The following is a 24,026-nucleotide window of genomic DNA, read 5'->3' on the forward strand; positions in this document are numbered from 1 at the left end:
CTTCCTTTCTGATCAGTTCACGCCAGCGCTCCTGATCTCCTGCAGAGTGCCTCCTTTGATCTCCTCATCCAGCATGCGGTACGCCTCTGCCTGTGTGGCAAAGCCCTTGCTCTGAATTGCCTGCGCAGTTACCTTCAGCTGATAGTTGCCCACCTTTTTCATTTCCGTCTGGTTCCAGTCGATGGGAATCACCACATTGGTGAACAGAGTGGATTCCTCCTGGATATTCAGAATCCCATCTCCGTTTTTGCCCATATAGTTGTATACCAGCTTAGACGCCGTAGATCTTGCCGTATCCTTTTCCCAAAGAGGATTCACCATCGGGTATGCCGCCAGCTCTGAAAGGCTGTAGCCTGGAATCCGGTCCTGGATCAACCCGGTTGAGGTTCCTTCCTTTTTGTCGTATCCGCCATCAAAGCTTTCATCATAATAGATGGTTTTGTAGATCAGATTCAGCGCCTGGCTGTCTGTCACATCTGCGCCGTCTCCATCCAGAATGTCCACGATCATCCGCACATAGCAGGGTTCTTCCCCATTTTTGTCTGAGGTAATATTTTTCACAGTAGGATTTTTGTATACGGTATAACCGGGATACATGTTTTTTCCATCGTTGTCTTTTGGATCCCATTCCGGTTCCTTCAGACCAATATCCAGATCACCGGTTGTAAAAACATTTGTTTCCTGGACACTCTCGGTAAAATAAGCCATGGTAGTGCCGATTCCGGAAAGCAGTGCGCACAAGATCACGCCTGCTGCCAGTAAGTTTCTTTTCTTTGTATTCGTCATTTTTTCTCTTCCTTTCTTGCTGATTTTTACTGAAACTGGAACAAACCGGCTTCATAAGCTGCCTTCGGGTTGTCCAGTCCATAGCTTGCTTCTCCAGGCATCTGCTGCAGGACGTGCCCGGAAATCCGGATTTCGACACCGCCCATTTCCAGCACTTTGTTCTGCCTTGCATAATTGACGCTTTTATCGACAGATACCTGGGTAAATAAGGGAACGGTTGTCTCCCCTTCTCCTGGAAAATTCCGTTTCAGGACTCTGGAATAGTAAAAGCACTGGACCGGATCCGTGTCTTTCTGGTTCTGAAAGCGAATCCAGTCACTCTTCTTTGGATCATCGCTGTTGTAATCGATCTGGTATACATCCACTGCTTTTTTCATATCTGCAGCGCTCAAAAGCTTTCCTTTTTTCGAAGGATCCGGGCAGCTGTCTGTGTAGACAAACTCACATTTCAGCGCCACCAGCTCATTCATATCCAGTTCTGAGGTATTGGTCACCTGAGGATCCTTGGGGATCACCGCTCCCGGCACTGTAAGAAGTCCCTTCCGCGGATTCCAGGATGGCTCTGTCAGCCTGGCATTCAGCCCGTTTTCCCCGGCAAACGCCAGCTGATTGGACACATATGCACTGTCACTGATATAAGCCAGGGCCGTTCCCCCGCCTGCTGCCAGACAGGTCAGTGCAGCTAAACATACTATGATTTTTTTCTTCATCTGTCCCTCCTTACAGTCTGGCAAAGGCTTCTTCCGGGGAAGAAAATCCCTCTGCCTGAACGGATTCTTCGTAAACCAGAATATCAAAACTTACCAACTCATCTTTTTTCACTGTATTTTTTATAACAACCTTATCAAAAATTACATCTGTACGCTGTCCAGACAACACTTTTTTCTGATAATAATAGTATCCGTCTTCTCCTTTTTTCCAGCTGTCTGCAATCTCTAGCGGCTGGCACTGTGCTTCTCCCCTGTCATTGCTGAAAATCACCCTGGCCCGGATAAATACCGGGAAACCAGAATCATTTGCAATACAGGGCTTTTTCTTAATCACCTGCCCGGGCTTTACCTCATCCGGCGGTTCAAATTCTTCCTCAATATGAGTGGTATTCTCCAAAATCCGAATCTGATTGACCGTTTCTTTTTGGTCGATCAGATAGGCATATACCACAGAACCTGTAATTCCCGCAGTCAGACAGCACGCAAGTACAAAGATCATCCATCTTTTCTTCATGGATTCGCTTTGGCAGAAAAAATTTCTGCCAACTCCTTTCTTTGGGGATTTTCTATTGTCACATCAAATATCCGGGACAAAATTTTGCCCCAAAGCTGCTTGGCACAATGGAATCACCTCCAGACTTCGAATGATAAATTAGAGAATAAAATCATGTGAATAAAAATAGAAAAGCTGACATGATAGAATATAAAAAATAGATAAATTGATTTCTTCTGGATTTAAATAAAAAAACAAATTGGATTTTATAACAAAATTGATAAATTAGAATTTTAGATATTACTGACGCGTCCTTCCCGGACGCATTGATTAATTGATATGATAACAGATTTTTTTCAAAAGTCAAGACAGGAAATCTAAAAGAAAAATAAACTCTTTTTCATTTCTCTTTTTTTATTTCCTGTTCTGACTTATCACTTCACGGATTTTCGCCCGTATTCTCTGCAGGGCATTGTCAATGGATTTCGGGGATTTTCCCAGGATTCTGCCGATCTCCACATAGCCTTCCCCCTTCAGGTACAGATCCAGCACCTTATTCTCCATGGGGCTTAAATAGTCAGAAATTTTCTGCTGAAGATCCCGGGTGGTTTCCTGGTCAATGATGATCTCCTCCGGATTTTCCACGCTAAGCTCCCAGATGGGACTGCTCTCGTCCTCCTGGTTCAACGAAACATAGGAATTCAAAGGCAGATGCTTCTGGCGGTTGGAATTCTGGATGGCGCTGTAGATCTGGCGGTCAATGCACATTCTTGCGAAGGTGGCAAAGGTGGCCTCCCTGCCTGGCTGAAAGTCACGGACTGCCTTAAACAGCCCGATCATTCCCTCCTGAATCAGGTCATCGGTATCTCCGCCTATGAGAAACATGGCCCTGGCTTTCTGACGCACAAGGCCTTTATATTTCTCCATGAGATAATCCTCAATAATGGTTTCTCCATCCCGCAGACGGGCGATCAGTTCTTCATCACTTATATTATCGAACTTTCCCATAGTTCCTCCGGATTTTATTTCATTCTCTGGCGGACTACCTCATAGGCAAGGATTCCTGCTGCCACAGACGCATTCAGGGAGTCGATATCTCCCTTCATGGGAATGGCTGCCACAAAGTCACATTTTTCTTTTACAAGACGGCTGACGCCCTCTCCTTCATTGCCAATCACGACGCCCATAGGACCTGTGAGATTCAGGTTGTACATCAGTTCTCCGCCCATATCTGCGCATACGAACCACATGCCCTCTTTTTTCAGCTCCTCAATGGTCTGTCCAAGGTTGGAAACCTTGGCAACCGGAGTGTAGTTCAGGGCACCTGCAGATGTCTTGGCAACCGTGGAGGTCAGTCCTACTGCGTGTCTTTTGGGGATGATCACCCCGTGAGCTCCTGCAAGGTTGGCTGTACGGATGATGGCGCCCAGGTTGTGGGGATCCTCAATGTCATCCAGCAGGAAAATAAAAGGAGCCTCCCCCTTTTCCATTGCTTTTTCCAGAATGTCCTCCACTGTGGAATATTCGTAGGCTGCCACCTGTGCGATCACGCCCTGATGAGCACCTGTCTCGCTTAACTGGTCCAGCCGCTCCTTCTGTACAAAATTTATAATCGTATCTTTTTTTCTTGCTTCTCTTATAATGGTGCGCACCGGTCCGTCCTGGCATCTGTCCAGCACGAAAAGCTTGTCCACGCATTTGCCTGAACGGAATGCTTCCAGTACCGCATTTCTTCCTTCAATCTGCTCGCTCATTTGCAGCCTCCTGTTTTTCCTATAAACTCTCTTCCGGGATTCCCTTTCTTACCAGCTCCACAATTCTGGAATAATCCTCCTTCAGGTACAGATAGCCCATCAGCGCTTCAAAGCCTGTGGCTCTTCTGTAGTCTGCCATTGTGGCGTGCTTCGCCATTGTGGGGGAATGTGCATTTCTTCCCCTTTTGTAGACGGCCAGCTCTTCTTCTGTAAGAATGGGCTCCAGAGTCTCCATCATTTTGGACTGTGCCCCTGCCTTCACCAGGCTGCTTGCATGCTTATGAAGCTGATTGACCGGACAGTTGCCTTTTTTTACAAGGATGGTCCGGATCACCAGCTCATAGACGCCGTCACCGATATAGGCCAGTGTCAGCGGGGAGTAAGTCCGCAGATCCCGGTCTTTTAAGCCAAACAGCTCTTTTAATTCATTTAAGCCCGTTTCCATTTTACTCCTTCGCGTGTATCCTTCAGAATAATTCCTTTTGCCAGAAGCTCATCGCGGATCTCGTCTGCTCTTGCAAAATTCTTTGCCTTTCTTGCTTCCTGGCGCTCCTGGATCAGATCTTCGATCTCTTTGTCCAGAATCTCTTCTTTCTTCACTGCAATAATACCAAGCACATCGCAAAGCTTTACAAGGAGTTCAAGAAGTCCTGCTGCAAATGCTTTGCTGCTCTCTTCTGTTACATTGGTATTGGCAAATTTCACCAGCTCAAATACAGCTGCAAGTGCATCGGCAGTATTGAAATCGTCATCCATTGCCTCTTCAAATTTCTTCACAAAGCCGGATGCCTCTGCAAGAAGTGCCTGTTCCTGCTCTGTCAGGTCTGCTGCCTGTGCATTGTCCTTGTGGTCCTTCAGGCTTGCTGCTGCATCTGTGATTCTCTCCAGTGCGTTCTTGGAGGATTCCATAAGGTCAGCGCTGAAGTTCAGCGGGCTTCTGTAATGTGCATTAAGCATGAAGAAGCGGAGTACCTGAAGATCGTACTGCTCGCTGATCTCACGGACAGTGCGGAAGTTTCCAAGGGACTTGGACATCTTGCGGTTGTCAATGTTCAGGAATGCGTTGTGCATCCAGTATCTTGCAAAAATCTTATCGTTGCAGCACTCGCTCTGTGCGATCTCATTCTCATGGTGCGGGAAGATCAGGTCCTCTCCGCCAGCGTGAATATCAATCTCCTCTCCAAGATATTTCTTAGACATTACAGAGCACTCAATGTGCCAGCCCGGACGGCCGTCACACCATGGAGAAGTCCAGTATGGCTCGCCTTCCTTCTTCGGCTTCCAGAGAACGAAATCAAGGGGATCTTCCTTCTGGTCCTCGCCGGACACCTGAAGTGCACGGAATCCGGACTGAAGATCGTCCAGGTTCTTATGGGAAAGCTTGCCGTATTCTTTAAATTTCTTCACACGGAAATACACGGTTCCGTCAGATGCCGCATAAGCGTAGCCCTTGTCCATAAGGGTCTGGATCATGCTGATCATGCCGTCGATTTCCTGGGTTGCCTGAGGATGTGTGGTAGCCGGCTTTACATTCATGCCAGCCATATCCTTCTTGCACTCTGCAATGTATCTGGTGGAAACCTCCTCTGCGGAAACGCCCTCCTCGATTGCTTTCTTGATGATCTTGTCATCTACGTCTGTAAAGTTGGATACGTAGTTTACTTCATATCCCTTATATTCCAGATAACGGCGAACAGTATCAAAAATGATCATCGGACGTGCATTTCCGATGTGGATCAGATTGTATACAGTCGGTCCGCAAACATACATTTTTACCTTTCCCTCTTCAAGAGGTACGAATTCCTCTTTCTGACGGGTCAGTGTGTTAAAAATCTTCATTGTAGTTCTCCCTCCGGTCCTTTATTTCTTCTTGTACAAAAGGCAGACAGCCTGGGATGCAATTCCCTCTTCTCTTCCGGTAAAGCCAAGCTTCTCCTCTGTGGTTGCCTTAATGTTCAGACATTCCTCATCCATGTGAAGAGCTCTGGCAATGTTTGCTCTCATCTGCGGAATATGAGGTGCCATCTTAGGCTTCTGGGCGATGATCACTGCATCAATATTGCCCACACCGTATCCCTTTTCATCAAGAAGAGCTGCCACATGCTCCAGAAGCTTCACACTGGAAATTCCCTCGTATGCCGGATCTGTATCTGGAAAATGCTGTCCGATATCTCCAAGAGCTGCTGCGCCAAGAAGCGCATCCATAATGGCGTGGATCAGAACATCGGCATCCGAATGTCCAAGAAGGCCTTTTTCCCAGGGAATCTTCACGCCTCCAAGAATCAGGTCCCGGTCCTCTGTCAGTCTGTGTACATCATATCCCATTCCAACTCTCATAAGATTTTCCACTATTTTGCCCTGCCTTTCTTTTATAAAAAAGGATTCTTCTCATTGGTGATCCAGGCTGCTGCCTGAACCGTTCAAAAAATCCCCATGCTATCGTTGGCTATTATACATGATTTTCGTTTAAAAAGCAACGGAAAAAGACCTCCCGGTGAATCCGGAAGGTCTCGTTCTAAACCGTACAGTGAAAACCAGGTTCCATCATACGGCATGGTTCTGACAAACGTCATATGTAATCATCAGTCAACGGCTGCGATTACCTCTACCTCGCAGAGTACGTTCTTCGGAAGTGTCTTCACTGCTACGCAGGAACGTGCCGGCTTGTTTACAAAGTATTTCGCATATACTTCGTTAAACTTGGCAAAATCTCCCATGTCAGCAAGGAAACAGGTAGTCTTGACAGCGTTCTCAAAGCTGCTTCCAGCTTCTTTCAGAACTTCGCCCAGGTTCTTCATAACCTGCTCAGCCTGAACCTCGATGGTGTCTCCGCTGATCTCGCCTGTTGCAGGATCAACCGGGATCTGTCCGGATGTAAATAATACTCCGTTTAAAATCATAGCCTGTGAATATGGTCCGATTGCTGCTGGTGCCTTATCTGTGTAAACTACTTTCATGATAAAAATCTCCTTTCTAAATCGCCTCTTGTTATGTTCATGCTATCGCAAAATTTTGTTAGTGTCAAGCAATTTTTTTGGATAGCAGCTGTCATTTCTTTCACTACCAGTTCAGTGCATAGTACGTCAGCGCCGAGATCATCCGGATATTGGAAACAGCGGTCTCTTCCGTGCCTCCGTTCTCCGACATCACGCACAGAACATAGTCCGTCCGGTCTCCGTATACAATGGCAATGTCATGCTGATTGCTGTCGTTTTCCCCGGTTTTGTTGGCTATGGTGATGGAATCCGTAAGACCGCCTGGGATCTTGGTTCTTGTGTCCTGCATAAGAAGGAAGGACAGCATCTGGCTGGAGGCTTCCTCACTGACGCACTCGCCCCGGTAAATGCTCTCCAGCAGTTTTCCGCAGTCCTCCACAGATGTGGTGTTGCTGCCGCCCAGTCCCACCGGCTCTGTACTGGAAGGCGCAAGCGTGTGCAGCACAGCGGTTTCCTGATAGCCCTGGCCCCGAAGGAAACGGTTGATCACCCTTGCCCCTGCATTAAACTGCATGGATGGAGTCTGAAGCCTTACCATCTCATTGAAGGATTCATTGTCGCTGAAGGTTACCATGTTCTCTGTCAGTGCATACAGCTTGTTCAGAACGGTATCGCTGAGGGGTTCTGCTTTCAGGATTGTTCCCTCCTGCACACGGAGACGATCCATATTTTCATAGCTGGCTGCCATGACAAATGCCTTGATCACGCTCGCTGAGGTCATAGACTGATTGTTGATGGAAAACTGTTCGCCGCTGCCTAAATCCTTCACATAAACGCTCCACTGCCCTTCAAAACCGTTTAGCAGCTCTTCCAGCTTTTTTTCCAGACTGTCTGTGCCTGGCTTTACCAGCTCTTTTATTTTTCCATCTGTCTCCACGGTCAGTCCCTGAACCGTCACGCCGCCAGAAGATAAGCTTCCGGTCTGCTCATCAAAATAATAATAGCCGTCAAACAGCTGCCCCTGGCACCGCATTCTGGAAACATAGTGAATGCCGCCTTCCAGCGCCAGCCGTCCACTCTCATCGTGATAGTAATAGCCGTCCAAAACCTTTCCGTCTACTGCAAAATGATCAAAATAATGAACTGCGCATCGGACATCCGGGGAACCATCCTGGTCCACACAGTAAAGCCCGTCGTCCTCTTTTTTTATATATTTGCCGCTATTCTCAAAAACAGACAGATCCTCGCCGTTCGCATAGACCGTGGCTGTCAGCTTTTCCCCAGTCAGAGTTCCCGGCTGCAGCGCGAACATTCCGGATATTCCCAGAATCGCCGCAGCCATAATTTTCAAATACTGCACTTTTTTCATTCTGTTCTCCTTTTTGGTTAAGGGCAGTATAACTGTTTTTCCACCACAGTGCAACTGTTTCTTTATTTTGCCATTTCCCAGAACCGTTTCAGCTGCTCCTCCACATTGGACAATGTGCAGGTTTTCCGGTCATTCCACTCTACGGGGAAAAGGCTGCTGTACTCTCTTTGCCGGAAACGCTCGTCCAGAAGCAGGATCACGCCCTTATCCTCTCTTGTGCGGATCACCCGGCCGGCTGCCTGCAGTACCTTGTTCATCCCCGGATAGCGATACGCATAATCGAATCCGTTCTCTCCCTTTTCGCTGTAAAAAGAACGCAGGATTTCCCTTTCATTTCCCAGCTGGGGCAGCCCGGTTCCCACCATAATGGCTCCGATCAGCTTCTCTCCCATCAGGTCGATCCCCTCTGAAAAAATCCCTCCCATAATGCAAAAGGCCACAAGGGAATCCTGATTGTGCTCGAACTCTTCCAGAAATTCTTCCCTTTCGCTTTCCTTCATGGAGCTGTTCTGGCAGATGCAGCGCACCCAGTTTACTGAAAATTCTTCGTCAAAAATCCGGTAAACCTCTTCCAGCATCTTGTAGGATGGGAAAAATACCATATAGTTTCCCTTTTTCTGCCACACTGTTTTTGCAATATATTCCGCGATTCTGCGGTATTCCTCGTAGCTGCGGCGGGTGTATAAGGTGCTCACATCACAGGCATTCAGGATACAGCGTTTTTCCTGGGAAAAAGGAGATTCCACGTAAATCCCGTAGTCATCCGCCCTGCAGCTTAAAAGCTTCCGATAATAGCCCATCGGCAGAAGAGTTGCGGAAAAGAACACAGCGCTGCGGCCTTTTTTCAGGTACTCTCCCAGATTGGCTGCCGGATTCACACAGAACAGCTTCAGCCGGAAACGCCCGTCCGCTCCATTTTCCGCATAAACCACGTAGTTCTCATCCACCAGCTCTGCAATGTTCAGAAAATTCCGCACATCAAAATAAAACTGCCGTACCTCGTCTTCCAGTTCTGCATCTTTATGTTCTTCCAGAAACATATCGAATTCTCCCTGGATTTTCAAAGCCATCATAGTAATGGTGCCTGTTCCCGGAAGGATTCTGTAAGTTTCGCATTCTTCCTGCAGTTCCTTCAGCTGATGGTTCAGCTTTCCAAGAGACCGATACAGCTTCGGTGCCTTGTCCTTCATTTTCTGGCGAGCCAGCACTGCATCCTCCTTGCAGATGGCAGCGCTGTACATTTCACGGCCACGCTCTACCAGATTGTGGGCCTCATCAATGAGAAAAATATAGTCTCCGCCCACGCCTTCCCCGAAAAACCGTTTCAGATGCACCGTAGGATCAAACACATAATTATAGTCGCATATCACTGCATCCACCCACAGCGCAAGATCCAGACACATCTCAAAGGGACACACCTGCCGCTTCTCGGCCTGGCCAAGGATGGTCTGCCTGTCATAGACATGAGAGGAGGTCCACAGCTCATAAACCGCATCATTGACCCGGTCGAAATGACCTTTGGCATAGGGACAATGGGCAGGATTACATTTCGTCTCCTCCATAAAGCAGAGCTTATCCTTGGCCGTGATGGTCACCACCTTGTATTTCATGCCTTTTTCCTGAAGAACCGCAAAAGCCTCCTCCGCCACAGTTCTGGTAATGGTCTTGGCAGTAAGGTAAAAAATGGTCTCCCCTTTTCCCTCGCCCACAGCGCGGACAGCCGGGAAAATAGTGGACATAGTTTTTCCAACGCCTGTAGGAGCCTGGATGAAGATCTGCCTGCCAGCGCTGATGGAATGGTAGACGCTTCCCACCATTTTCCGCTGGCCTTCCCTGTACGGGAACGGAAATTCCAGATTCTGCAGGGATTCGTTTCGTTCCTTCTTCCATTTCAGGCTGTAGCTCAGCCACTTGTGATATTCATCCAGAAGTTTTTGGTACCAGTCACTCAAATCTTCTATGGAAAAAACCTCGCGGAACCGTTTTATCTCTTCGGTGTCCAGATTGGCGTAGGTCATCTGAATTCCAATGGAAGACAGATTCTCCTCCATGGCCACAATATAACCGTAACACATGGCCTGTGCCTTGTGAACAGCGACTGGCTGCTCCAGCTTTTCCACATTTCCGTAGATTCCCTTGATCTCATCGATCCAGGTGGTTTCCTCCTCTGTGAAAATGCCGTCGGCCCGGCCTTCCACCTGGATGGAAAGATCCTCATAGCTGCTCTCGCGTTTCAGTGCCACTTCAGCCCGGTAATCCCCGCCCATCTGCTTCTGAAGCTTGCGGTGGAGTCTGCTGCCTTTTAGCATGGCCTCTTTGTCCATGGTTCCCCTGCGGCTGTCAAGATCCCCGCTTCGCAATATAAATTCCACAAGATTTCTCACTGATATTCGTGTTACTGGTTTCTCCATCCCATGCTCCTGTCTTTGATTCCGGTGCCTGTTGCTGCCGAAAAAAGGAGCCATAAGCCAATATTTCCACACATCTGATGGGAAAGGAGGCTTACAACTCCTGATTTATTTTCTTAAACTTTGTACCTGCCTTACATCTGTGTCAGCACAAAAATATCATAAATTGCCTTCACTGCATTCTCAAAATCACGGTTCTCCACACCGATGATAATGTTCAGCTCACTGGATCCCTGGTCGATCATCTTCACGTTTACATTGGCATGTGCCAGTGCAGAGAAGATTCTTCCTGCAGTACCTCTTGTGGATTTCATTCCACGGCCAACCACTGCAATCAGTGCCAGGTCAGATTCCATCTCCACGAAATCCGGCTGAACCAGACGATGGATTCCTGCGATTACCTGCTGCTCTTTTTCCTCGAATTCATCCTGGTGAACGTATACTGTCATAGTATCAATTCCGGATGGAACGTGCTCGAAGCTGATCCCCTGATCCTCGAATACCTGAAGTACCTTTCTGCCAAAACCGATTTCGCTGTTCATCATGGATTTCTCAATGTTGATGGAGCAGAAGCCCTTCTTGCCTGCAATACCGGTAATGGTGTATTTCGGCTTACGGCAGGTGCTCTCTACAATGAAGGTACCTTTGTCGTCCGGACGGTTGGTATTGCGGATGTTGATCGGGATTCCCTCTTTTCTTACCGGGAAAATTGCATCCTCGTGAAGGACAGTGGCTCCCATGTAGGAAAGCTCACGAAGCTCACGGTAGGTGATGGTCTCGATCACTGCAGGATCCTTCACGATTCTTGGGTCTGTTACAAGGAAACCGGATACATCTGTCCAGTTCTCATACATATCAGCTTTTATTGCCTTGGCAACCAAGGAACCAGTTACGTCAGAACCGCCTCTTGAGAAGGTAGTAACAGTTCCGTCTTCTTTCGCACCATAAAAGCCAGGTACTACTGCATTCTCACATTTGGAAAGTCTCTTGCCCAAAAGCTTGTCTGTTTTCTCGGAATCCAGATTGCCATTTTTGTCAAAGCGGATCACATCTGCTGCATCTACAAATTCATAGCCAAGATATGCTGCCATTACTTTACCATTCAGATATTCTCCTCTGGATGCTGCATAATCTCTGCCGATCTGTGCCTTGAAGTTCTCTTTGATCACCTGGAAATCCTCATCCAGGGAAAAGGTAAGGGAAAGACCTTTAATAATCTCATTGTAACGGGATTTGATCTCCTCTAAGATTTTCTCGAAATCCCCATCCTTTGCAGCTGCATCATAACAGCTGTACAGAAGGTCTGTTACCTTGGTATCACCGTCGAATCTCTTGCCAGGTGCGGATGGAACAACGAAACGTCTGCTCTCCTCACTTCTGATAATGTCTCCCACTTTCTCAAACTGCTCCGCATTAGCAAGGGAGCTTCCGCCAAACTTTACTACTTTTTTCATAATCCTTGTGCTCCTCGAAAAACTTTTTCTCCATTTTATGAGAAAATCCGACTTTTTGCAAGTTTTTTTTCATTATCAATACGAATTACCCGCAAAAGCTCTCCATCCACCTTAAAATGAATGTCCTGATTTCCAAAGGACATTCCGTACTCCCGGTCAGGAGCTTTCTGATAGCCTGGTCTTGGATCATTTGCAAGAACGGCCAGAAGTGCCGCCCTTTTCTCTTTTGGAACCTGCTCCAGAAGCCCCGCAGGAAAATCCACCTTCAGCTTATGATCCTGTATCTGGTCTGTAAAGCCCCCGGAAGCCTCCGGGTGGCTGTCCACATAGGCAAGATAAGGCTTAATGTCATAAATCGGCGTCCCATCCATCAGATCCGCACCGGACACATGAAGGACTGGCCCCTGGCTGGTGAATTCCACGCCTTCCAGCTTCACACTGGAAAGGCCGATGGGATTGGGCCGAAAAGGGGATCTTGTGGCAAAAACGCCTTTTCGGGTATTTCCCCCAAGTCTTGGCGGTCTCACGGTAGGCGACCAGTCCTTTCGCACTGCCTGGGAAAATTCCCAGATCAGCCACAGGTGGGTGTACTCCTCAATTCCCCGGAAGGCCTCCGCCACCTGATATTCCGGCTCGAATACAATCTCCGCCTTCAGTTCCTTTATCCTGCCGCTCTGGTGAGGAATCCCAAACTTGGTGGGAAAGTCACTTTTTATGTGGGCGATTACTTTCATTTCCATAATTCTCTGGTTCCTGTTCTTTTTAACGCTCGAATCAAGTATCTGCTATATGGACTTTATAGCAGTGCCTTTTCATCTGTTAATTTTCCTTTTATAAAATCACAGATATCTTCTGCTGCCATTTTGTTGATATTTTTCTGCTGCCTTCGAATCATTTCATCCGCTGCTTCTTTGTCAGAAAGCAATTTCAGGCCAGCCTGCACCTGTCCTTTTATCGTTTTCGCAGAAACGCTCATTCCAAGCCTTCCGAAAAATTTGCGGTTGGCAGTCTCACATCCCGGAATGGGTTCTGTGTGAACCATGGGGATCCCCGCAACTGCCCCTTCTGTGGAAGTCAGCCCTCCCGGCTTGGTAAAAAGGACATCACAGGCTTTCATATACAGATTCATCTGTGTAGTATAGCCAAGTATTTTTGCCCTGTCACAGGAGGAAAAGGCTTTTTTCAGCTGAGATTCTACTTTGGCGTTGTTTCCGCAGACAATGATCAGCTTTTCCTCCTTCGTTGATTTCAGAATGCACGCCACCAGCTTCTTCAAATCTCCGGCGCCCATGCTGCCTCCGGCTGCCAGAATGTATTTCTCATCTTTTTTAAGACCCAGCATCTCTCTTGCTGCTTCCTTGGAAATTTCACGCCTGCAGATTCTGGACACAGGGATTCCAAGAGGGATCAGCTTTTCTTCTTTCAGCCCTCTTTTCACACAGGGCTTTATCAGGTTTTCGTGAGGAGTGATATAGTAATCCGCATCTGTCTCTTCCCAGAAGGGAATGCAGGTATAATCGGTCATCACTACCACAGTGAGAGGAAGCTTCATGCCTTTTCGCTTCATATACGTAATGGTTTCCGCAGGGTAAAGATGGGGCATTACAATCACATCCACTGGATTTTCCTGGATGTACTGGTTCAGATATTTGGCCATGCGGCCGTTCATATAATAAACTGGGGATTTCCGGGTAATGCGGCTTACGCCCATTCCAAGCTTATATGCAATTCCAAAAAGTCTGGGCGTTTTCTTGACGATCTGGACGTATCCGTCCCCTACAATTCTGGATACACCCTCTCCTGCAAGAGTAAGATAATCCAGCACATAGGCTTCATCTCCCCGCCAGGTCATAGCCTCTGCAATAGCACGGCCTGCCGAGTTGTGTCCGCCTCCGGTGTTGCAGGATAAAATCAACGCTTTCATTGGATTCTCCATTTCTTTTTGTCTGCAAACTCTAATTCTCTGGCAGCCTCCACATGCTTATACACCACCACCATACACAAAAGCAGAATTCCCATTCTTACAGAAAATTCCCACTGTGGAAACAGGGAAGCCACGCCGAAACAGCCAAAGGTAATAATGCTTCTTTTCAGATGGGATTTCACCGGAACTGCAAGGGAAAAGAAAATATAAAAGCCAGCCAGGGTCAGCACAGGCGTCCACCATGGAAGAAGTCCAAGCAGCACGCCGAAGCTGACTGCAATTCCCTTACCGCCTTTTCCCTTATGGAAAATGGAAAAGGCATGGCCAAACACAGGCGCAGCCAGCACTCCCGCAAATAGCAGGGAATCCTGCCCCGCTCTTTTGCTGCACAAATATACGGGAAAAAAACCTTTCAGCAGTTCTGCAAGAAGCACCAGGATTCCCCATCCCACTCCCGCTGCCGCAAACGCATTGAAGGTTCCAGGGTTTCCGTCCTCAGAAATCTGGCGGATATCAACATGCTTTACCATTCTGGGAATCTCGTAGGCAAACAAAATACTGCCCAGACAAAATCCCATGACCATGTAGAACAAATAAATTTTTTCCATTGTTTTTCACCTGATTAGAATCACTTGTGTCCGCTGCTTTTTTCCTCTTCCTTGATTTCCCAGTGAAGAAGGAAGGTCAGCGCCGCACGCAGGGCTATGATTCCCGCCACAATGCCGATTTCCTTCCATTCCCGTACCACAACCGTACGCAGGATCTCGCTTCCCATCTTAAATTCCAATCCCATGGCAAGCCCTCTTGCAAGGTACACGCCGGTATTGCTGTCGTGCTTCAGCCACTTGAGAAATCCGGTAATACCGCTCCAGATAATAATTGCCACGCCGATAAATTCAAAGATCACAATGGCAAGGCCTGCAATATTCTCCAGGATCCATTCCATTGTTCCAGTTATCTCTGCCATCTTAAAGTACCTCTTTTCTGCAAACTATGCCGAACATCCTGTCCTGCAAAAAGCCTTTTTCCCGCTCTAACGGGCAGCTTTCTCAAGCCAGGTCACCACTTCTGTATGGTCTGTAAAACAGAACATTTCCACAGGCTGGATCTCTTTTACTACGTAATTTTTCTTTGTAAGGAAAAGAAGATCTCTTGCCAGTGTTTCCGGATTGCAGGAAATATAGACGATTTTTTTGGGTGCCAGGCGGGTTACGGAATTCAGGAATTTTTCACTGCTTCCCGAACGGGGCGGATCCATAAATACCACATCCGCCTTTTCATCTGCCGCTGCCATCGCTTCCATAAATTCTCCGGCATCCCCCTGGCGGAAGGAAATATTTACTACCTTATTCTCTCTGGCATTAATTCTTGCATCCCGTACAGCGTCCTTATTCAGCTCTACCCCGATCACCTCTTTGGCTTTATCTGATGCGATCATACCGATGGTTCCGATTCCGCAATAAGCATCGATCACCTTCTCTTTCCCTGTAAGTCCTGCAAACTCTACCGCCTTTTTGTAAAGGATCTCTGTCTGCACCGGATTCACCTGGTAAAAGGATTTGGCAGAAATACGGAAGGATTTGCCGCAGATGGTATCCCGTATAAAGCCTTTTCCATAGAGAATGATCTCTCGTTCTCCGAGAACCATGCTTGTGTTCTTGTCATTGATGTTCAGCACAACTGTACTGATTTCCGGGTGTACCTTGCGAAGCGCTTTCACAAAGTTGTTCTTAGAAGGAAAGATCGGGGACGCCACAACCAGCACTACCATCACTTCATTGCTGGTAAAGCCTCTTCGAACCAGCACATGACGCAGCAGTCCGTATCCGGTATCCTCATCATAGGTCTTAATCTTGAAAGACTTCAGCATTCCACGGATGGTGCGGATAATCTCCTGGCTTTTTTCATCCTCGATCAGACACTGGTCAATGGGAACCACTCTATGTGAATTCTGCTCATAAATTCCGGAAATAATATTTCCCTTCCTGTCCCGGTCAAATACAGCATGAACCTTATTCCGGTAAAAATAGGGATCCTTCATCCCAATTACCGGTTTCACAGTTCCAAACCTTTTCAGAAGGCTCTGCACCTGGTTGTGTTTTTTCTTCAGCTGTGCGGGGTAAGGAATTCCCTGATACTGGCATCCGCCGCACTTTTTGGCATACGGACAGACTTTCTGTGCGTTTTTCTTTTCCTCCATACATGCTCCTTATATTTTATCTATTTTGTTTCTCAGTTTCATCATTTTCTGATCCAGATTCGCAACCTCTTCAGAATAATTCTTCAGTTCTTTTCCGATTTTCTCCGCTCCGGACAGATTCTTCTTGTACATCAGCTGGTATTCCAGCACAGACCAAAAGTCCATGGCAAGAGTACGGATCTGGATTTCCACTCGTTTACTCTGAAAATTATCCCCGAAATAGATGGGAATGTCAACAATAAGATGCAGACTCATATAGCCATTTTTCTTCGGCTTCGCAATATAGTCTTTCTCTTTTACCAGGGTTACATCCCTTTGTTTCTTCAGAATCTCCGCAATCTCGTACACATCATCCAGAAACAGACAGACAATCCTCACGCCTACAAGATCATTCAGCTTCTTCCCTGCAGTTTCCAGATCTGCAGGCAGTTCTTTCCGCATGAGCTTGGCATAAATGCTCTCCGGAGATTTTACCCGGCCGCTTACGCTTCTCATAATTTCTCTGCCATATTTCATGGAAAGCTGCTCATCTATGATCTTCGCCTTCGCCTCCACAATGCTGATAGCATACTGGCAAAGAAGATAATACTGGTCCTTTTCCATGGATTTTCTAATATTTTCAATCAGCTGCGCTTCCTCCACTGCAGCTGGTTTTTCTTCTGTCTTTTTAGGTTCCCTCATATTTTATCTGCTTCTCCTTCATAGCGTCATGGCTGCCTGCTTCACAGGCAGCAGCGAAATGATACCATGTCAGATATCGGACAATCGTCTGACGCAGGTAAAATCTCTGTTAAACTGCCGCCTTTTTCTTTTCCGTAAATACAGATATTTTAAGTGCCAGAATGGCTGACAGCCATCCAACTATAGCGCCGCCCAGAACATCGGTGGAATAATGTACGCCCACATAAAGTCTTGACAACGCAATGAGCACGGCCAGTACCATAGCTCCCTTTCCTTTTATATCCGGATACATTTTATAATATACAACTGCGCAGGAAAAAGAAGCACAGGTGTGGCCGGAGGGAAAGGAGTAATCTCCCAGTTTCTTCACCAAGGGAACCAGCCCCTCCACTGCATCATAGGGGCGAATCCTTGCCACCGCAGTTTTCAGCACCAGATTGGTGATTACCGATCCGATGATCAGTGCAAGAAGGGCGGTAAAACCGGACTTTCTTGTTTTCTTCGGTATCAGAAGGACCACACCAAGCACAATCCAGAACCAGCCTCCATCCCCCAGAAATGTAATGCCCTTCCAGAACCAGTTCATCATATCCTGCCGGATATATTGCTGGATAAACAGCAGGATCTGCGCATCTATATTTTGAATCCATTCCAGAATTCCCATCTGCATCTGCCTCCTTTATGATCTCGCACCCAAAAGAATTCATCCCTTTTTTGTGCCCTTATGATAAAAGGCGGTTCCAACGAACCGCCCAAAAGATTTCATAGTTATGCTTCAGCGTGATACAAAACCTGCTGAAGGTATTTCCGATTTTGTTCAAGATCCGGTACCAGAACCTGCATGCCGCTTATGGTCTGCGGGGTGTATGCACCATCTTCCGGAATCCGGTAGGTGGCGATATCACCAGTTCCAATACTCATCACATCCATAGCATATCCGATGATTTCTGTGAAAGACAGATCTGTAGTAACAAGAGGAAGTACATCCTTCACAAGACCTGCAATGGAAAAAGCACTTAAGTCCTTCACTTTCTCAAAGGCTGCCATCAGCACTTCCTGCTGTCTCTCAGTCCTTCGGTAATCGGAATTGCCAATGGAACGGTTGCGCGCATGGATCAGTGCCTGCTCTCCGTCCAGATGGTTCATGCCTTCCTGAAGGTTCCAGTCTGTACGAAGAGGCTGCGGATAAAGAACACTCTGGTCACGTCCGCAGATGTAATCTGCTTCTGCCTGGGTAAGCTCCAGATCAATTCCGCCAACCTTATCTACCAGAACCTGGAATACTTCGAAGTCCACTTCCACATTTCCGTCAATCTCTACTCCAAAATTCTGAGTCAGTGTCTCATCCAGAAGATCCATGCCGCCGTATGCATAAGCTGCATTGATCCTTGTGCTGGAATATCCAGGAATTGCCACATAAAGATCTCTCATAAAAGAAGTAAGGCTTATGGTCTTCTGATCTTTATCCAGTGTTGCAAGAATCATGGAATCAGAACGCTGGCGGGACTGTCCTTCCCGTTTGTCCTGTCCGATCAGCAAAATACTCTTTATATTGCTGGTGTCTGTCTTATCATCTGTTTCTTCGGCCTTCGCTGTATATGCAGTTCCTGGAAGTGCTCCAACCGGGCATTCCAGAAGCATTACTGCACTCAGACAAATAAGGCCTTTCTTCCAAATAGAGGATCTCATTTTGCTCCGCTCCCTGTAAAAACAACCGTTACGGTCTTAAACAGAATCTTGATATCCAGTCCGATTGACCACTGCTCAATGTACTTGGTATCCAGTTCTACAACCTCTTCAAAATCTGTAATCTCGCTTCGTCCGCTTACCTGCCACATACCGGTAAGTCCCGGCTTGATTGCCAGTCTTCTTCTGTGATGAAGCTCATATTTATCCCACTCATCCATTGTCGGCGGTCTTGTTCCTACAAGACTCATATCGCCTTTTAAGATGTTCCAGAACTGCGGGAACTCGTCCAGAGAAGTCTTGCGGATAAAATGACCGATTCTCTTGATAATTCGCGGGTCATCGTCCATCTTAAACATAAGACCGTCTTTGATGTTGTTCTTCTCCATCAGTTCTTTCTTCCGCTCCTCTGCATCCATATACATGGAACGGAATTTGTAGATCTTAAATGGCTTGCCATTCTTTCCCATACGAACCTGTGAGAAGAATACAGGTCCCGGGGACTTCACCTTCATGATCGGTGCTATGAATATGTAAATGATTCCGGTAAAAATACATCCTACCAGACCGCCTGCAATATCCATAAGCCTCTTCACCAGCAGCTGCCAGGAAGATACAATGTTAATACTGCTGGACAGTACCATATATCCTGCAATCTCTTCTACAACCTGATTCTTGCCCAGTTCATTCAAAGCGGCAAGCTGTACATGGGTGACAACGCCCATGCGGTTGCAGTCCTTCATGATCTTCTTCGGAATATCCACATGCTCCGGCAGTGCGAAAAAGACTTCGTCTACCCAGTTTTTGTGAATATAAGCAGTCACATCATCAGCACCTGCAACCACAGGAACACTCTGGATCATACTGCCAGTCTTGTTCTTGTCAAGAAGCGCAACTCCTGCCAGATGATAAGTTCCGTAGGAATCGCCGCGCAATGCCTTCACTACATTCGCCGCTTCCGCATCTGTCGTAATAATTAAAATGGAACGTTTCTCACCTTCTGCAAATTTCCTGGAACGAATCACTTTCTTCCATCCGATACGGGCTGCATACGCTATAAAAAAGTACAGCGTACACATAATCGTAAATGCCCCTCTGGAATACATCACTCCCTGCTGGCTCATAAACAGATAAAGCACAGCCAGAAGCATGACGCAGATTTCGTGTTCGATCATACATTTCATTTCTATTAGAAAGCCTCTTCGCAGCACGCCGCTGAAGCTCTCCCCAAAAAATGAAACCAGAAGCTGAAAAATCACAAGAACAAATGCCATGTTCTCATACAATGGATTCAGATAAGGAATTCCCTTTGCAACACGAATTTCATACGCCAGAATAAATGCAAGCTGCAGGCACAGGATATCCAGTATAACAAAATCAATATGCTTTAACCAGCTGTTATTTTCTTTTTTATACATTTCTCTTTGCCCCTCCCCGCATAAAAAATGTGGGTGTGTGTATTTTATTTCACTACAATTGTAAGCACTGCCCCATTGGATGCATTTCCATTGGAGTCGACAACGTAGTAAGTCAGCTCATAAGTGCCTGGTGTATATACATCAACCGTACCAGTGATCTGGATCTTGCGGTAAAGCTCATTGGTCTGATCCACATCATCCTCAATGTCCTTTACGTAGCTCAGTCTGTCGATCTGGGTTCCTCTGTTGATCTCTACATAATAGGTGGTCAGATAAAAGCGAGGATCCTGAGGACTCAGCTTGTCGATCTTAGCCTCTTCACGCTCCTGGGCTTTCTCTTCTTCTGTCATCTCAGCTTCAGGGGTAACGGCTGCATCTGCAGTGTCGCTTGTTCCTTCTGCATCATCCGTCTCATCTGAAGTACTGCCTGTAGCTGAACCTGTACCAAAGGTTCCTGCCGTATTTGAGGCAGCTGAAGTACGATCTGCATTTCCTTCCGTGAAGCCTTCTTCTGTTCCTGCTGTAAATCCTGACAGCGGTGCATCAGGAGTCATATGGTAAGTTACCTTTGTTACATTGTTGCTCTTGTCCTTGGCAACATAAATAACAGTAACTTCATCTCCCTGCTCATTGGGATACACATTCTCTACAGTCAGAGTGTCAGACACATCACCATCTTTATCATCGGTTGCTTTTACTCCATCCAGAAGCTCTTCTGCGGTCATTCCTTCGGTATAACTGCCTTTTTTGCTCTCATCAATGGTGATTTCCGGGCCTTTGCGGTCCTGTGACACATACATCCATCCAAGAAGTCCGGTTGCACCCACAGCTGCTGCCGTCATCAAAACTACTAACCATTTACGCATATCTGCTGCTCCTTATACAAATTTTATCAGCGACGCTTTCTTGATTTCTTTTTCTTGGATCTGCTTTCCTTCTCAGAAAACGGAATGCTTCCAAGAACACTAAGTCCAAGATAACGCTCTACGTCTTCCTCCACCTTGATGGTATCATTGGTAAGGTAAATGATGATGACTGCTGCCATCGCAATGATCACGCCAAGAAGTCCGCCGATCACACCATTCTTTGCAAGGCTTGGGCTTGCTTTCTCATTTGGGATATTCGCAGTATCTACTACATTAACAGCCTCAATATCCATAACTGACTGAATATGCTCTGCTGCCATGTCACGGACAGCATTTGCAATCTCGCTGGCTGTATATGGATCTTCATCTGTCACACTGATAGACACAATACGGCTGTCGCTGGATGTCTCAACAGAAACCTTGTTAAGCATTTCCTTATAGGTCATATCAAGATTCAGCTGTGCAATTACCCCTTCAAGAACGGTACGGCTCTGGATCAGCTCCGCGTAGTCCTTGGTCAACTGGGTACTTGTCTGCATATCAGCACTGGTAAGCGTATTATTGTCCTGTTTATTCAACACCATGATCTTCGTGGTAGATTCATACTTGGGAGTGATAAAAAGCATGGTTCCAATAATGGAAAGGACTCCCAGAAGAATACCGGAAAGAATAATCACGCCCAGCTTGCTGATTACCAGGTGAAAGACTTCACCTAAATCGATTTCAATTTCGTCGTTGTTATTTGTAACCTGATTTTCCATTCTTTTTCTCCGTTACCCTGTTATTTTCTTTGGCTTGTCTTTTACATAAAAATATGTATTAAAATCTTTCGTTGTTCAAAATGCATTCCGGATTGCTGATAAAGATCATATCAGCATAATCCTCACCCATCATTTTCGCAACTTTCTCGTAGGCTTTGCCCAGATGCGGTGTACGCTTTCCCATATCATGACCGTCAGATCCCACAAAATCAAGCATTTCTTCTTTCATTACTTTCTTGCAGAAACGTTTGACCATGAAACCGTCATCACCGATGATGCTGTCCGCGTTCATCTGGATATAGGCGCCCATATCTCTAAGTTCATCAATGAAGTCAATTCCGCTTTTCACTACGGAACGGTAGCGTTCCACATGGGCAACAATGGGATAATAGCCATTGCGGATCAGTGCCTGTATCCTTTCACGGATATAAGACTTCTCATCTGATGTGCGAAATTCTGCAAGCACATACCGTGAGCCAGCCATGGTAAGCCGCTCACCGCGCTTCAGGCAGTCTGCCATATCCATGCTGGAATGAAGCTCGCAGCCTAAGTACATCTCAATTCCCTCATCGCCAATTTCCCTGGCCGCCTTCCGAAGTCTCAGGAACTGCTTCTTCACCAGTTCCATAGAAGGCTCAAACATATCATACCGAAAATGAGGGGTAGCAATAATCCCCCGTACTCCATCATCATATTCCTTCTGAAGCATACGGACGGACATCTTCAGATTCTCCGCACCGTCATCCACTCCTGGAACAATGTGACAGTGAATATCATAAATACCTTTCATTTATTCTGGTCCATTTCTATACTGTTCTGTTTATATGACATTCAGCCGGACAGAGAAGGTTAATACTTGCCATATTCTCCGTACTTGCCATATTTGCCATACTTGCCGTATTTACCGTATTCCTTGGTGTCTACCTTGTTCAGGATCGCACCGATGATCGGGCAGTTGGTCTTCTCAAGCTGACCCTTGATATCCTGTACAAAATGGTAGCTGATGCTGCCGGACTCGATTACGATAACCGTTCCATCACAGGAGTCTGCTACAACTGCACAGTCAATTACACGGCCAAGAGGCGGGGTATCTACAATGATATAATCATATACGTCTCTCACAAGACGGATCATATCCTTAAAAAGACGGCTTCCAAGAAGTTCTGCCGGGTTCGGCGGAACAACTCCGGAAAAAATAATATGAAACTTCGGAAGATTTGTTGCGCAGATTACATCGGAAAGCTTGGCCTGCTTGGAAAGATAGTGGGTCAGACCCATGACTTCCTCTTCTACATGTACACGTCCCATCAGTACGGATTTACGAAGATCCGCATCGATCAGAAGCACGGACTTACCGCTCTCTGCAAGGGAAGCTGCAAGGTGGAAAGTAACATTACTTTTTCCCTCATTAGGTGTACAGCTTGTAAATGCAATGACCTTCTTATCGGCACCGCAGAACTGAATATTCGTACGAAGTGCCTTGTAGGCCTCATCCATGGATGTATCAGCTTTCCAGTCGCTAATTTTTACTTTTACCATAATTTGTTTTCACCTTATCTCTATGTTCTCCTGTAGTACCTGTCATGTGATTTTTCCCGAATTATGACTAGCATTTTTACGCATGACAAGGTCTGCTTAAACATTATACACTATATCCCTGTACTTGGCTAGTACATTTTCGTTCTTAAAATACACAAAAATTCACAAAAGATTCACAGCTTTTTACTCTTTTTGCTTACTCCTGGGGAGTTTCCTCTTCAACAGACTCTGTGCTCTCTTCTGCCTCATCTGGCTGGACTTCTGTCTCATCAGGCTGTCCCTCTTCCAGCAGATAGACTTCTGTTTCATATACGCCTTTGGTCTCAGCTTCCGCATGGCTTCCTACATAAATATCAATATGATTGTTCTTGATGGCGCCGCCGCAGTCCTCTGCAACATAAACCTGGCCGTTGATCACAACCTTGGAGCCATATGGGATCACAGTAGGATCCACTGCAATGGTACGGTTGGTCACTGCCGTTGCACCTGTGGAAGTGATTCCGTCTCTCCAGGGTCCGCAGCAGATACTGCACGGGCAGTAATGGGTAATGATGAAATTGCCAAGAGAACGAAGGGAACTGTCTGCGGAAGCCATCACTGCTTCCCCTTCCATAACGCCCTCATCACCGCCAGTCTGGGTAACCCCTTCTACTGCATCGGCAAAAATGCCTTTTCCGGAACTTTTATGTATCACGCCAGCCTCTGCACTCTCCTCTGTACCTGAATTCTCTCCATAGCCTTCCAGATAAGAGGTAGGAATGTAGCCTGTCTGCATTTTGCCTGTTTCATCTTCAAAAAGGATACGGCTCCAGGCATCCGAGATAGTGCCTGTACGGCTGATCTCATCCCCTTCCAGGACTTCGCCGATAATGTTTCCCTCTTTTTTCCCCGGGTAGTCCAGAATATCGGTATCTATGGCCACAGTAACCGTATCATTCACTGCACTTACTTCGGATTCCTCGATCTTAGGGTTCTCATCCCCGGAAGCATTTTCTTCCTTATTCACTGTACTGACATTCTGCACGGCAGCTTCTTCACCAA

Annotated in this window: 26 protein-coding genes; all 26 read right to left on the bottom strand. The window is 46.7% G+C overall.

Annotated features, from left to right (window positions below):
* Window positions 1-12: 12 nt before the first annotated feature.
* Complete coding sequence (locus H8S54_RS11640; RefSeq protein WP_186901536.1) at window positions 13-786, bottom strand: SipW-dependent-type signal peptide-containing protein; 774 nt, start codon at window positions 784-786, stop codon at window positions 13-15.
* A 26-nt stretch (window positions 787-812) separates the two neighbouring features.
* Window positions 813-1,496: a hypothetical protein gene (locus tag H8S54_RS11645; protein WP_021924919.1), complete on the bottom strand. Its 684-nt coding sequence runs from the start codon at window positions 1,494-1,496 to the stop codon at window positions 813-815.
* Window positions 1,497-1,506: 10 nt separating this feature from the next.
* Window positions 1,507-2,010, bottom strand: coding sequence for a hypothetical protein (locus H8S54_RS11650; protein WP_186901537.1), 504 nt, complete (start codon window positions 2,008-2,010; stop codon window positions 1,507-1,509).
* 393 nt (window positions 2,011-2,403) lie between these two features.
* Window positions 2,404-2,997 (bottom strand): RNA polymerase sporulation sigma factor SigH, encoded by a 594-nt coding sequence (gene sigH / locus H8S54_RS11655; RefSeq protein ID WP_117854061.1) that lies wholly within the window; start codon window positions 2,995-2,997, stop codon window positions 2,404-2,406.
* A 14-nt stretch (window positions 2,998-3,011) separates the two neighbouring features.
* Entirely contained in the window at window positions 3,012-3,743 is a 732-nt protein-coding gene (rlmB, locus tag H8S54_RS11660) for a 23S rRNA (guanosine(2251)-2'-O)-methyltransferase RlmB (protein ID WP_186901538.1), read from the bottom strand.
* A gap of 19 nt (window positions 3,744-3,762) precedes the next feature.
* Window positions 3,763-4,188, bottom strand: a complete 426-nt coding sequence (locus tag H8S54_RS11665; protein WP_021924923.1) for a Mini-ribonuclease 3 — start codon at window positions 4,186-4,188, stop codon at window positions 3,763-3,765.
* Window positions 4,173-5,582 (bottom strand): cysteine--tRNA ligase, encoded by a 1,410-nt coding sequence (cysS, locus tag H8S54_RS11670; RefSeq protein WP_117854065.1) that lies wholly within the window; start codon window positions 5,580-5,582, stop codon window positions 4,173-4,175. The genes H8S54_RS11665 and cysS overlap by 16 nt, the downstream gene beginning before the upstream one ends.
* A 21-nt stretch (window positions 5,583-5,603) precedes the next feature.
* Window positions 5,604-6,080, bottom strand: a complete 477-nt coding sequence (gene ispF / locus H8S54_RS11675) for a 2-C-methyl-D-erythritol 2,4-cyclodiphosphate synthase (RefSeq protein ID WP_021924925.1) — start codon at window positions 6,078-6,080, stop codon at window positions 5,604-5,606.
* Between the two features lie 245 nt (window positions 6,081-6,325).
* Complete coding sequence (locus H8S54_RS11680; protein WP_173766700.1) at window positions 6,326-6,700, bottom strand: RidA family protein; 375 nt, start codon at window positions 6,698-6,700, stop codon at window positions 6,326-6,328.
* A 103-nt stretch (window positions 6,701-6,803) separates the two neighbouring features.
* A complete protein-coding gene (locus H8S54_RS11685; protein WP_186901539.1) occupies window positions 6,804-8,048 on the bottom strand; it encodes a serine hydrolase in 1,245 nt (414 codons plus the stop codon).
* 62 nt (window positions 8,049-8,110) lie between these two features.
* Window positions 8,111-10,459 (bottom strand): ATP-dependent DNA helicase, encoded by a 2,349-nt coding sequence (locus H8S54_RS11690; protein ID WP_186901540.1) that lies wholly within the window; start codon window positions 10,457-10,459, stop codon window positions 8,111-8,113.
* A 131-nt stretch (window positions 10,460-10,590) separates the two neighbouring features.
* Window positions 10,591-11,910, bottom strand: coding sequence for an aspartate kinase (locus H8S54_RS11695; protein ID WP_021924929.1), 1,320 nt, complete (start codon window positions 11,908-11,910; stop codon window positions 10,591-10,593).
* Window positions 11,911-11,945: 35 nt separating this feature from the next.
* Window positions 11,946-12,650, bottom strand: coding sequence for a tRNA (N6-threonylcarbamoyladenosine(37)-N6)-methyltransferase TrmO (gene tsaA, locus H8S54_RS11700; RefSeq protein ID WP_330600178.1), 705 nt, complete (start codon window positions 12,648-12,650; stop codon window positions 11,946-11,948).
* A 56-nt stretch (window positions 12,651-12,706) separates the two neighbouring features.
* A complete protein-coding gene (locus H8S54_RS11705; protein WP_117854072.1) occupies window positions 12,707-13,834 on the bottom strand; it encodes an MGDG synthase family glycosyltransferase in 1,128 nt (375 codons plus the stop codon).
* Window positions 13,831-14,442 carry a glycerol-3-phosphate acyltransferase gene (locus H8S54_RS11710; protein ID WP_021924932.1) on the bottom strand — a complete coding sequence of 204 codons (612 nt, stop codon included), beginning with the start codon at window positions 14,440-14,442 and terminating at the stop codon, window positions 13,831-13,833. Before H8S54_RS11710 ends, H8S54_RS11705 begins: the two co-directional genes overlap by 4 nt.
* A 20-nt stretch (window positions 14,443-14,462) precedes the next feature.
* Entirely contained in the window at window positions 14,463-14,801 is a 339-nt protein-coding gene (locus H8S54_RS11715) for a DUF1622 domain-containing protein (RefSeq protein ID WP_021924933.1), read from the bottom strand.
* A gap of 66 nt (window positions 14,802-14,867) precedes the next feature.
* Window positions 14,868-16,034, bottom strand: a complete 1,167-nt coding sequence (gene rlmD, locus H8S54_RS11720; RefSeq protein ID WP_117854075.1) for a 23S rRNA (uracil(1939)-C(5))-methyltransferase RlmD — start codon at window positions 16,032-16,034, stop codon at window positions 14,868-14,870.
* A 9-nt stretch (window positions 16,035-16,043) separates the two neighbouring features.
* Window positions 16,044-16,715 carry a GTP pyrophosphokinase gene (locus H8S54_RS11725; RefSeq protein ID WP_186901541.1) on the bottom strand — a complete coding sequence of 224 codons (672 nt, stop codon included), beginning with the start codon at window positions 16,713-16,715 and terminating at the stop codon, window positions 16,044-16,046.
* Between the two features lie 109 nt (window positions 16,716-16,824).
* Window positions 16,825-17,379, bottom strand: a complete 555-nt coding sequence (locus H8S54_RS11730) for a phosphatase PAP2 family protein (protein WP_186901542.1) — start codon at window positions 17,377-17,379, stop codon at window positions 16,825-16,827.
* 104 nt (window positions 17,380-17,483) lie between these two features.
* Complete coding sequence (locus tag H8S54_RS11735; protein ID WP_186901543.1) at window positions 17,484-18,404, bottom strand: LCP family protein; 921 nt, start codon at window positions 18,402-18,404, stop codon at window positions 17,484-17,486.
* Window positions 18,401-19,819, bottom strand: coding sequence for a sugar transferase (locus H8S54_RS11740; RefSeq protein ID WP_186901544.1), 1,419 nt, complete (start codon window positions 19,817-19,819; stop codon window positions 18,401-18,403). Before H8S54_RS11740 ends, H8S54_RS11735 begins: the two co-directional genes overlap by 4 nt.
* 44 nt (window positions 19,820-19,863) lie before the next feature.
* Window positions 19,864-20,685, bottom strand: a complete 822-nt coding sequence (locus H8S54_RS11745; RefSeq protein ID WP_186901545.1) for an immunoglobulin-like domain-containing protein — start codon at window positions 20,683-20,685, stop codon at window positions 19,864-19,866.
* A gap of 26 nt (window positions 20,686-20,711) precedes the next feature.
* A complete protein-coding gene (locus H8S54_RS11750; RefSeq protein WP_117854087.1) occupies window positions 20,712-21,446 on the bottom strand; it encodes a YveK family protein in 735 nt (244 codons plus the stop codon).
* A gap of 58 nt (window positions 21,447-21,504) precedes the next feature.
* Window positions 21,505-22,236 (bottom strand): CpsB/CapC family capsule biosynthesis tyrosine phosphatase, encoded by a 732-nt coding sequence (locus tag H8S54_RS11755; RefSeq protein WP_021924941.1) that lies wholly within the window; start codon window positions 22,234-22,236, stop codon window positions 21,505-21,507.
* Between the two features lie 59 nt (window positions 22,237-22,295).
* Window positions 22,296-22,985 carry a polysaccharide biosynthesis tyrosine autokinase gene (locus H8S54_RS11760; RefSeq protein WP_021924942.1) on the bottom strand — a complete coding sequence of 230 codons (690 nt, stop codon included), beginning with the start codon at window positions 22,983-22,985 and terminating at the stop codon, window positions 22,296-22,298.
* A gap of 196 nt (window positions 22,986-23,181) precedes the next feature.
* The coding region (locus H8S54_RS11765) for a 3D domain-containing protein (RefSeq protein ID WP_186901546.1) at window positions 23,182-24,026 on the bottom strand (845 nt) is incomplete at its 5' end.

Source organism: Blautia segnis (genome assembly GCF_014287535.1).
Classification (GTDB): domain Bacteria; phylum Bacillota; class Clostridia; order Lachnospirales; family Lachnospiraceae; genus Blautia_A; species Blautia_A acetigignens.

Excerpts from the sequence above, each read along its gene's own strand:
- H8S54_RS11730 (WP_186901542.1), bottom strand. The coding sequence starts at position 17,379 with ATGGGAATTCTGGAATGGATTCAAAATATAGATGCGCAGATCCTGCTG.
- H8S54_RS11645 (WP_021924919.1), bottom strand. The coding sequence starts at position 1,496 with ATGAAGAAAAAAATCATAGTATGTTTAGCTGCACTGACCTGTCTGGCA.
- ispF (WP_021924925.1), bottom strand. The coding sequence starts at position 6,080 with ATGAGAGTTGGAATGGGATATGATGTACACAGACTGACAGAGGACCGG.
- H8S54_RS11735 (WP_186901543.1), bottom strand. The coding sequence starts at position 18,404 with ATGAGATCCTCTATTTGGAAGAAAGGCCTTATTTGTCTGAGTGCAGTA.
- H8S54_RS11685 (WP_186901539.1), bottom strand. The coding sequence starts at position 8,048 with ATGAAAAAAGTGCAGTATTTGAAAATTATGGCTGCGGCGATTCTGGGA.
- H8S54_RS11650 (WP_186901537.1), bottom strand. The coding sequence starts at position 2,010 with ATGAAGAAAAGATGGATGATCTTTGTACTTGCGTGCTGTCTGACTGCG.
- sigH (WP_117854061.1), bottom strand. The coding sequence starts at position 2,997 with ATGGGAAAGTTCGATAATATAAGTGATGAAGAACTGATCGCCCGTCTG.
- H8S54_RS11640 (WP_186901536.1), bottom strand. The coding sequence starts at position 786 with ATGACGAATACAAAGAAAAGAAACTTACTGGCAGCAGGCGTGATCTTG.
- H8S54_RS11745 (WP_186901545.1), bottom strand. The coding sequence starts at position 20,685 with ATGCGTAAATGGTTAGTAGTTTTGATGACGGCAGCAGCTGTGGGTGCA.
- H8S54_RS11760 (WP_021924942.1), bottom strand. The coding sequence starts at position 22,985 with ATGGTAAAAGTAAAAATTAGCGACTGGAAAGCTGATACATCCATGGAT.
- tsaA (WP_330600178.1), bottom strand. The coding sequence starts at position 12,650 with ATGGAAATGAAAGTAATCGCCCACATAAAAAGTGACTTTCCCACCAAG.
- cysS (WP_117854065.1), bottom strand. The coding sequence starts at position 5,582 with ATGAAGATTTTTAACACACTGACCCGTCAGAAAGAGGAATTCGTACCT.
- H8S54_RS11710 (WP_021924932.1), bottom strand. The coding sequence starts at position 14,442 with ATGGAAAAAATTTATTTGTTCTACATGGTCATGGGATTTTGTCTGGGC.
- H8S54_RS11690 (WP_186901540.1), bottom strand. The coding sequence starts at position 10,459 with ATGGAGAAACCAGTAACACGAATATCAGTGAGAAATCTTGTGGAATTT.
- rlmB (WP_186901538.1), bottom strand. The coding sequence starts at position 3,743 with ATGAGCGAGCAGATTGAAGGAAGAAATGCGGTACTGGAAGCATTCCGT.
- H8S54_RS11750 (WP_117854087.1), bottom strand. The coding sequence starts at position 21,446 with ATGGAAAATCAGGTTACAAATAACAACGACGAAATTGAAATCGATTTA.
- H8S54_RS11665 (WP_021924923.1), bottom strand. The coding sequence starts at position 4,188 with ATGGAAACGGGCTTAAATGAATTAAAAGAGCTGTTTGGCTTAAAAGAC.
- H8S54_RS11680 (WP_173766700.1), bottom strand. The coding sequence starts at position 6,700 with ATGAAAGTAGTTTACACAGATAAGGCACCAGCAGCAATCGGACCATAT.
- H8S54_RS11695 (WP_021924929.1), bottom strand. The coding sequence starts at position 11,910 with ATGAAAAAAGTAGTAAAGTTTGGCGGAAGCTCCCTTGCTAATGCGGAG.
- H8S54_RS11755 (WP_021924941.1), bottom strand. The coding sequence starts at position 22,236 with ATGAAAGGTATTTATGATATTCACTGTCACATTGTTCCAGGAGTGGAT.
- H8S54_RS11705 (WP_117854072.1), bottom strand. The coding sequence starts at position 13,834 with ATGAAAGCGTTGATTTTATCCTGCAACACCGGAGGCGGACACAACTCG.
- rlmD (WP_117854075.1), bottom strand. The coding sequence starts at position 16,034 with ATGGAGGAAAAGAAAAACGCACAGAAAGTCTGTCCGTATGCCAAAAAG.
- H8S54_RS11740 (WP_186901544.1), bottom strand. The coding sequence starts at position 19,819 with ATGTATAAAAAAGAAAATAACAGCTGGTTAAAGCATATTGATTTTGTT.
- H8S54_RS11725 (WP_186901541.1), bottom strand. The coding sequence starts at position 16,715 with ATGAGGGAACCTAAAAAGACAGAAGAAAAACCAGCTGCAGTGGAGGAA.
- H8S54_RS11715 (WP_021924933.1), bottom strand. The coding sequence starts at position 14,801 with ATGGCAGAGATAACTGGAACAATGGAATGGATCCTGGAGAATATTGCA.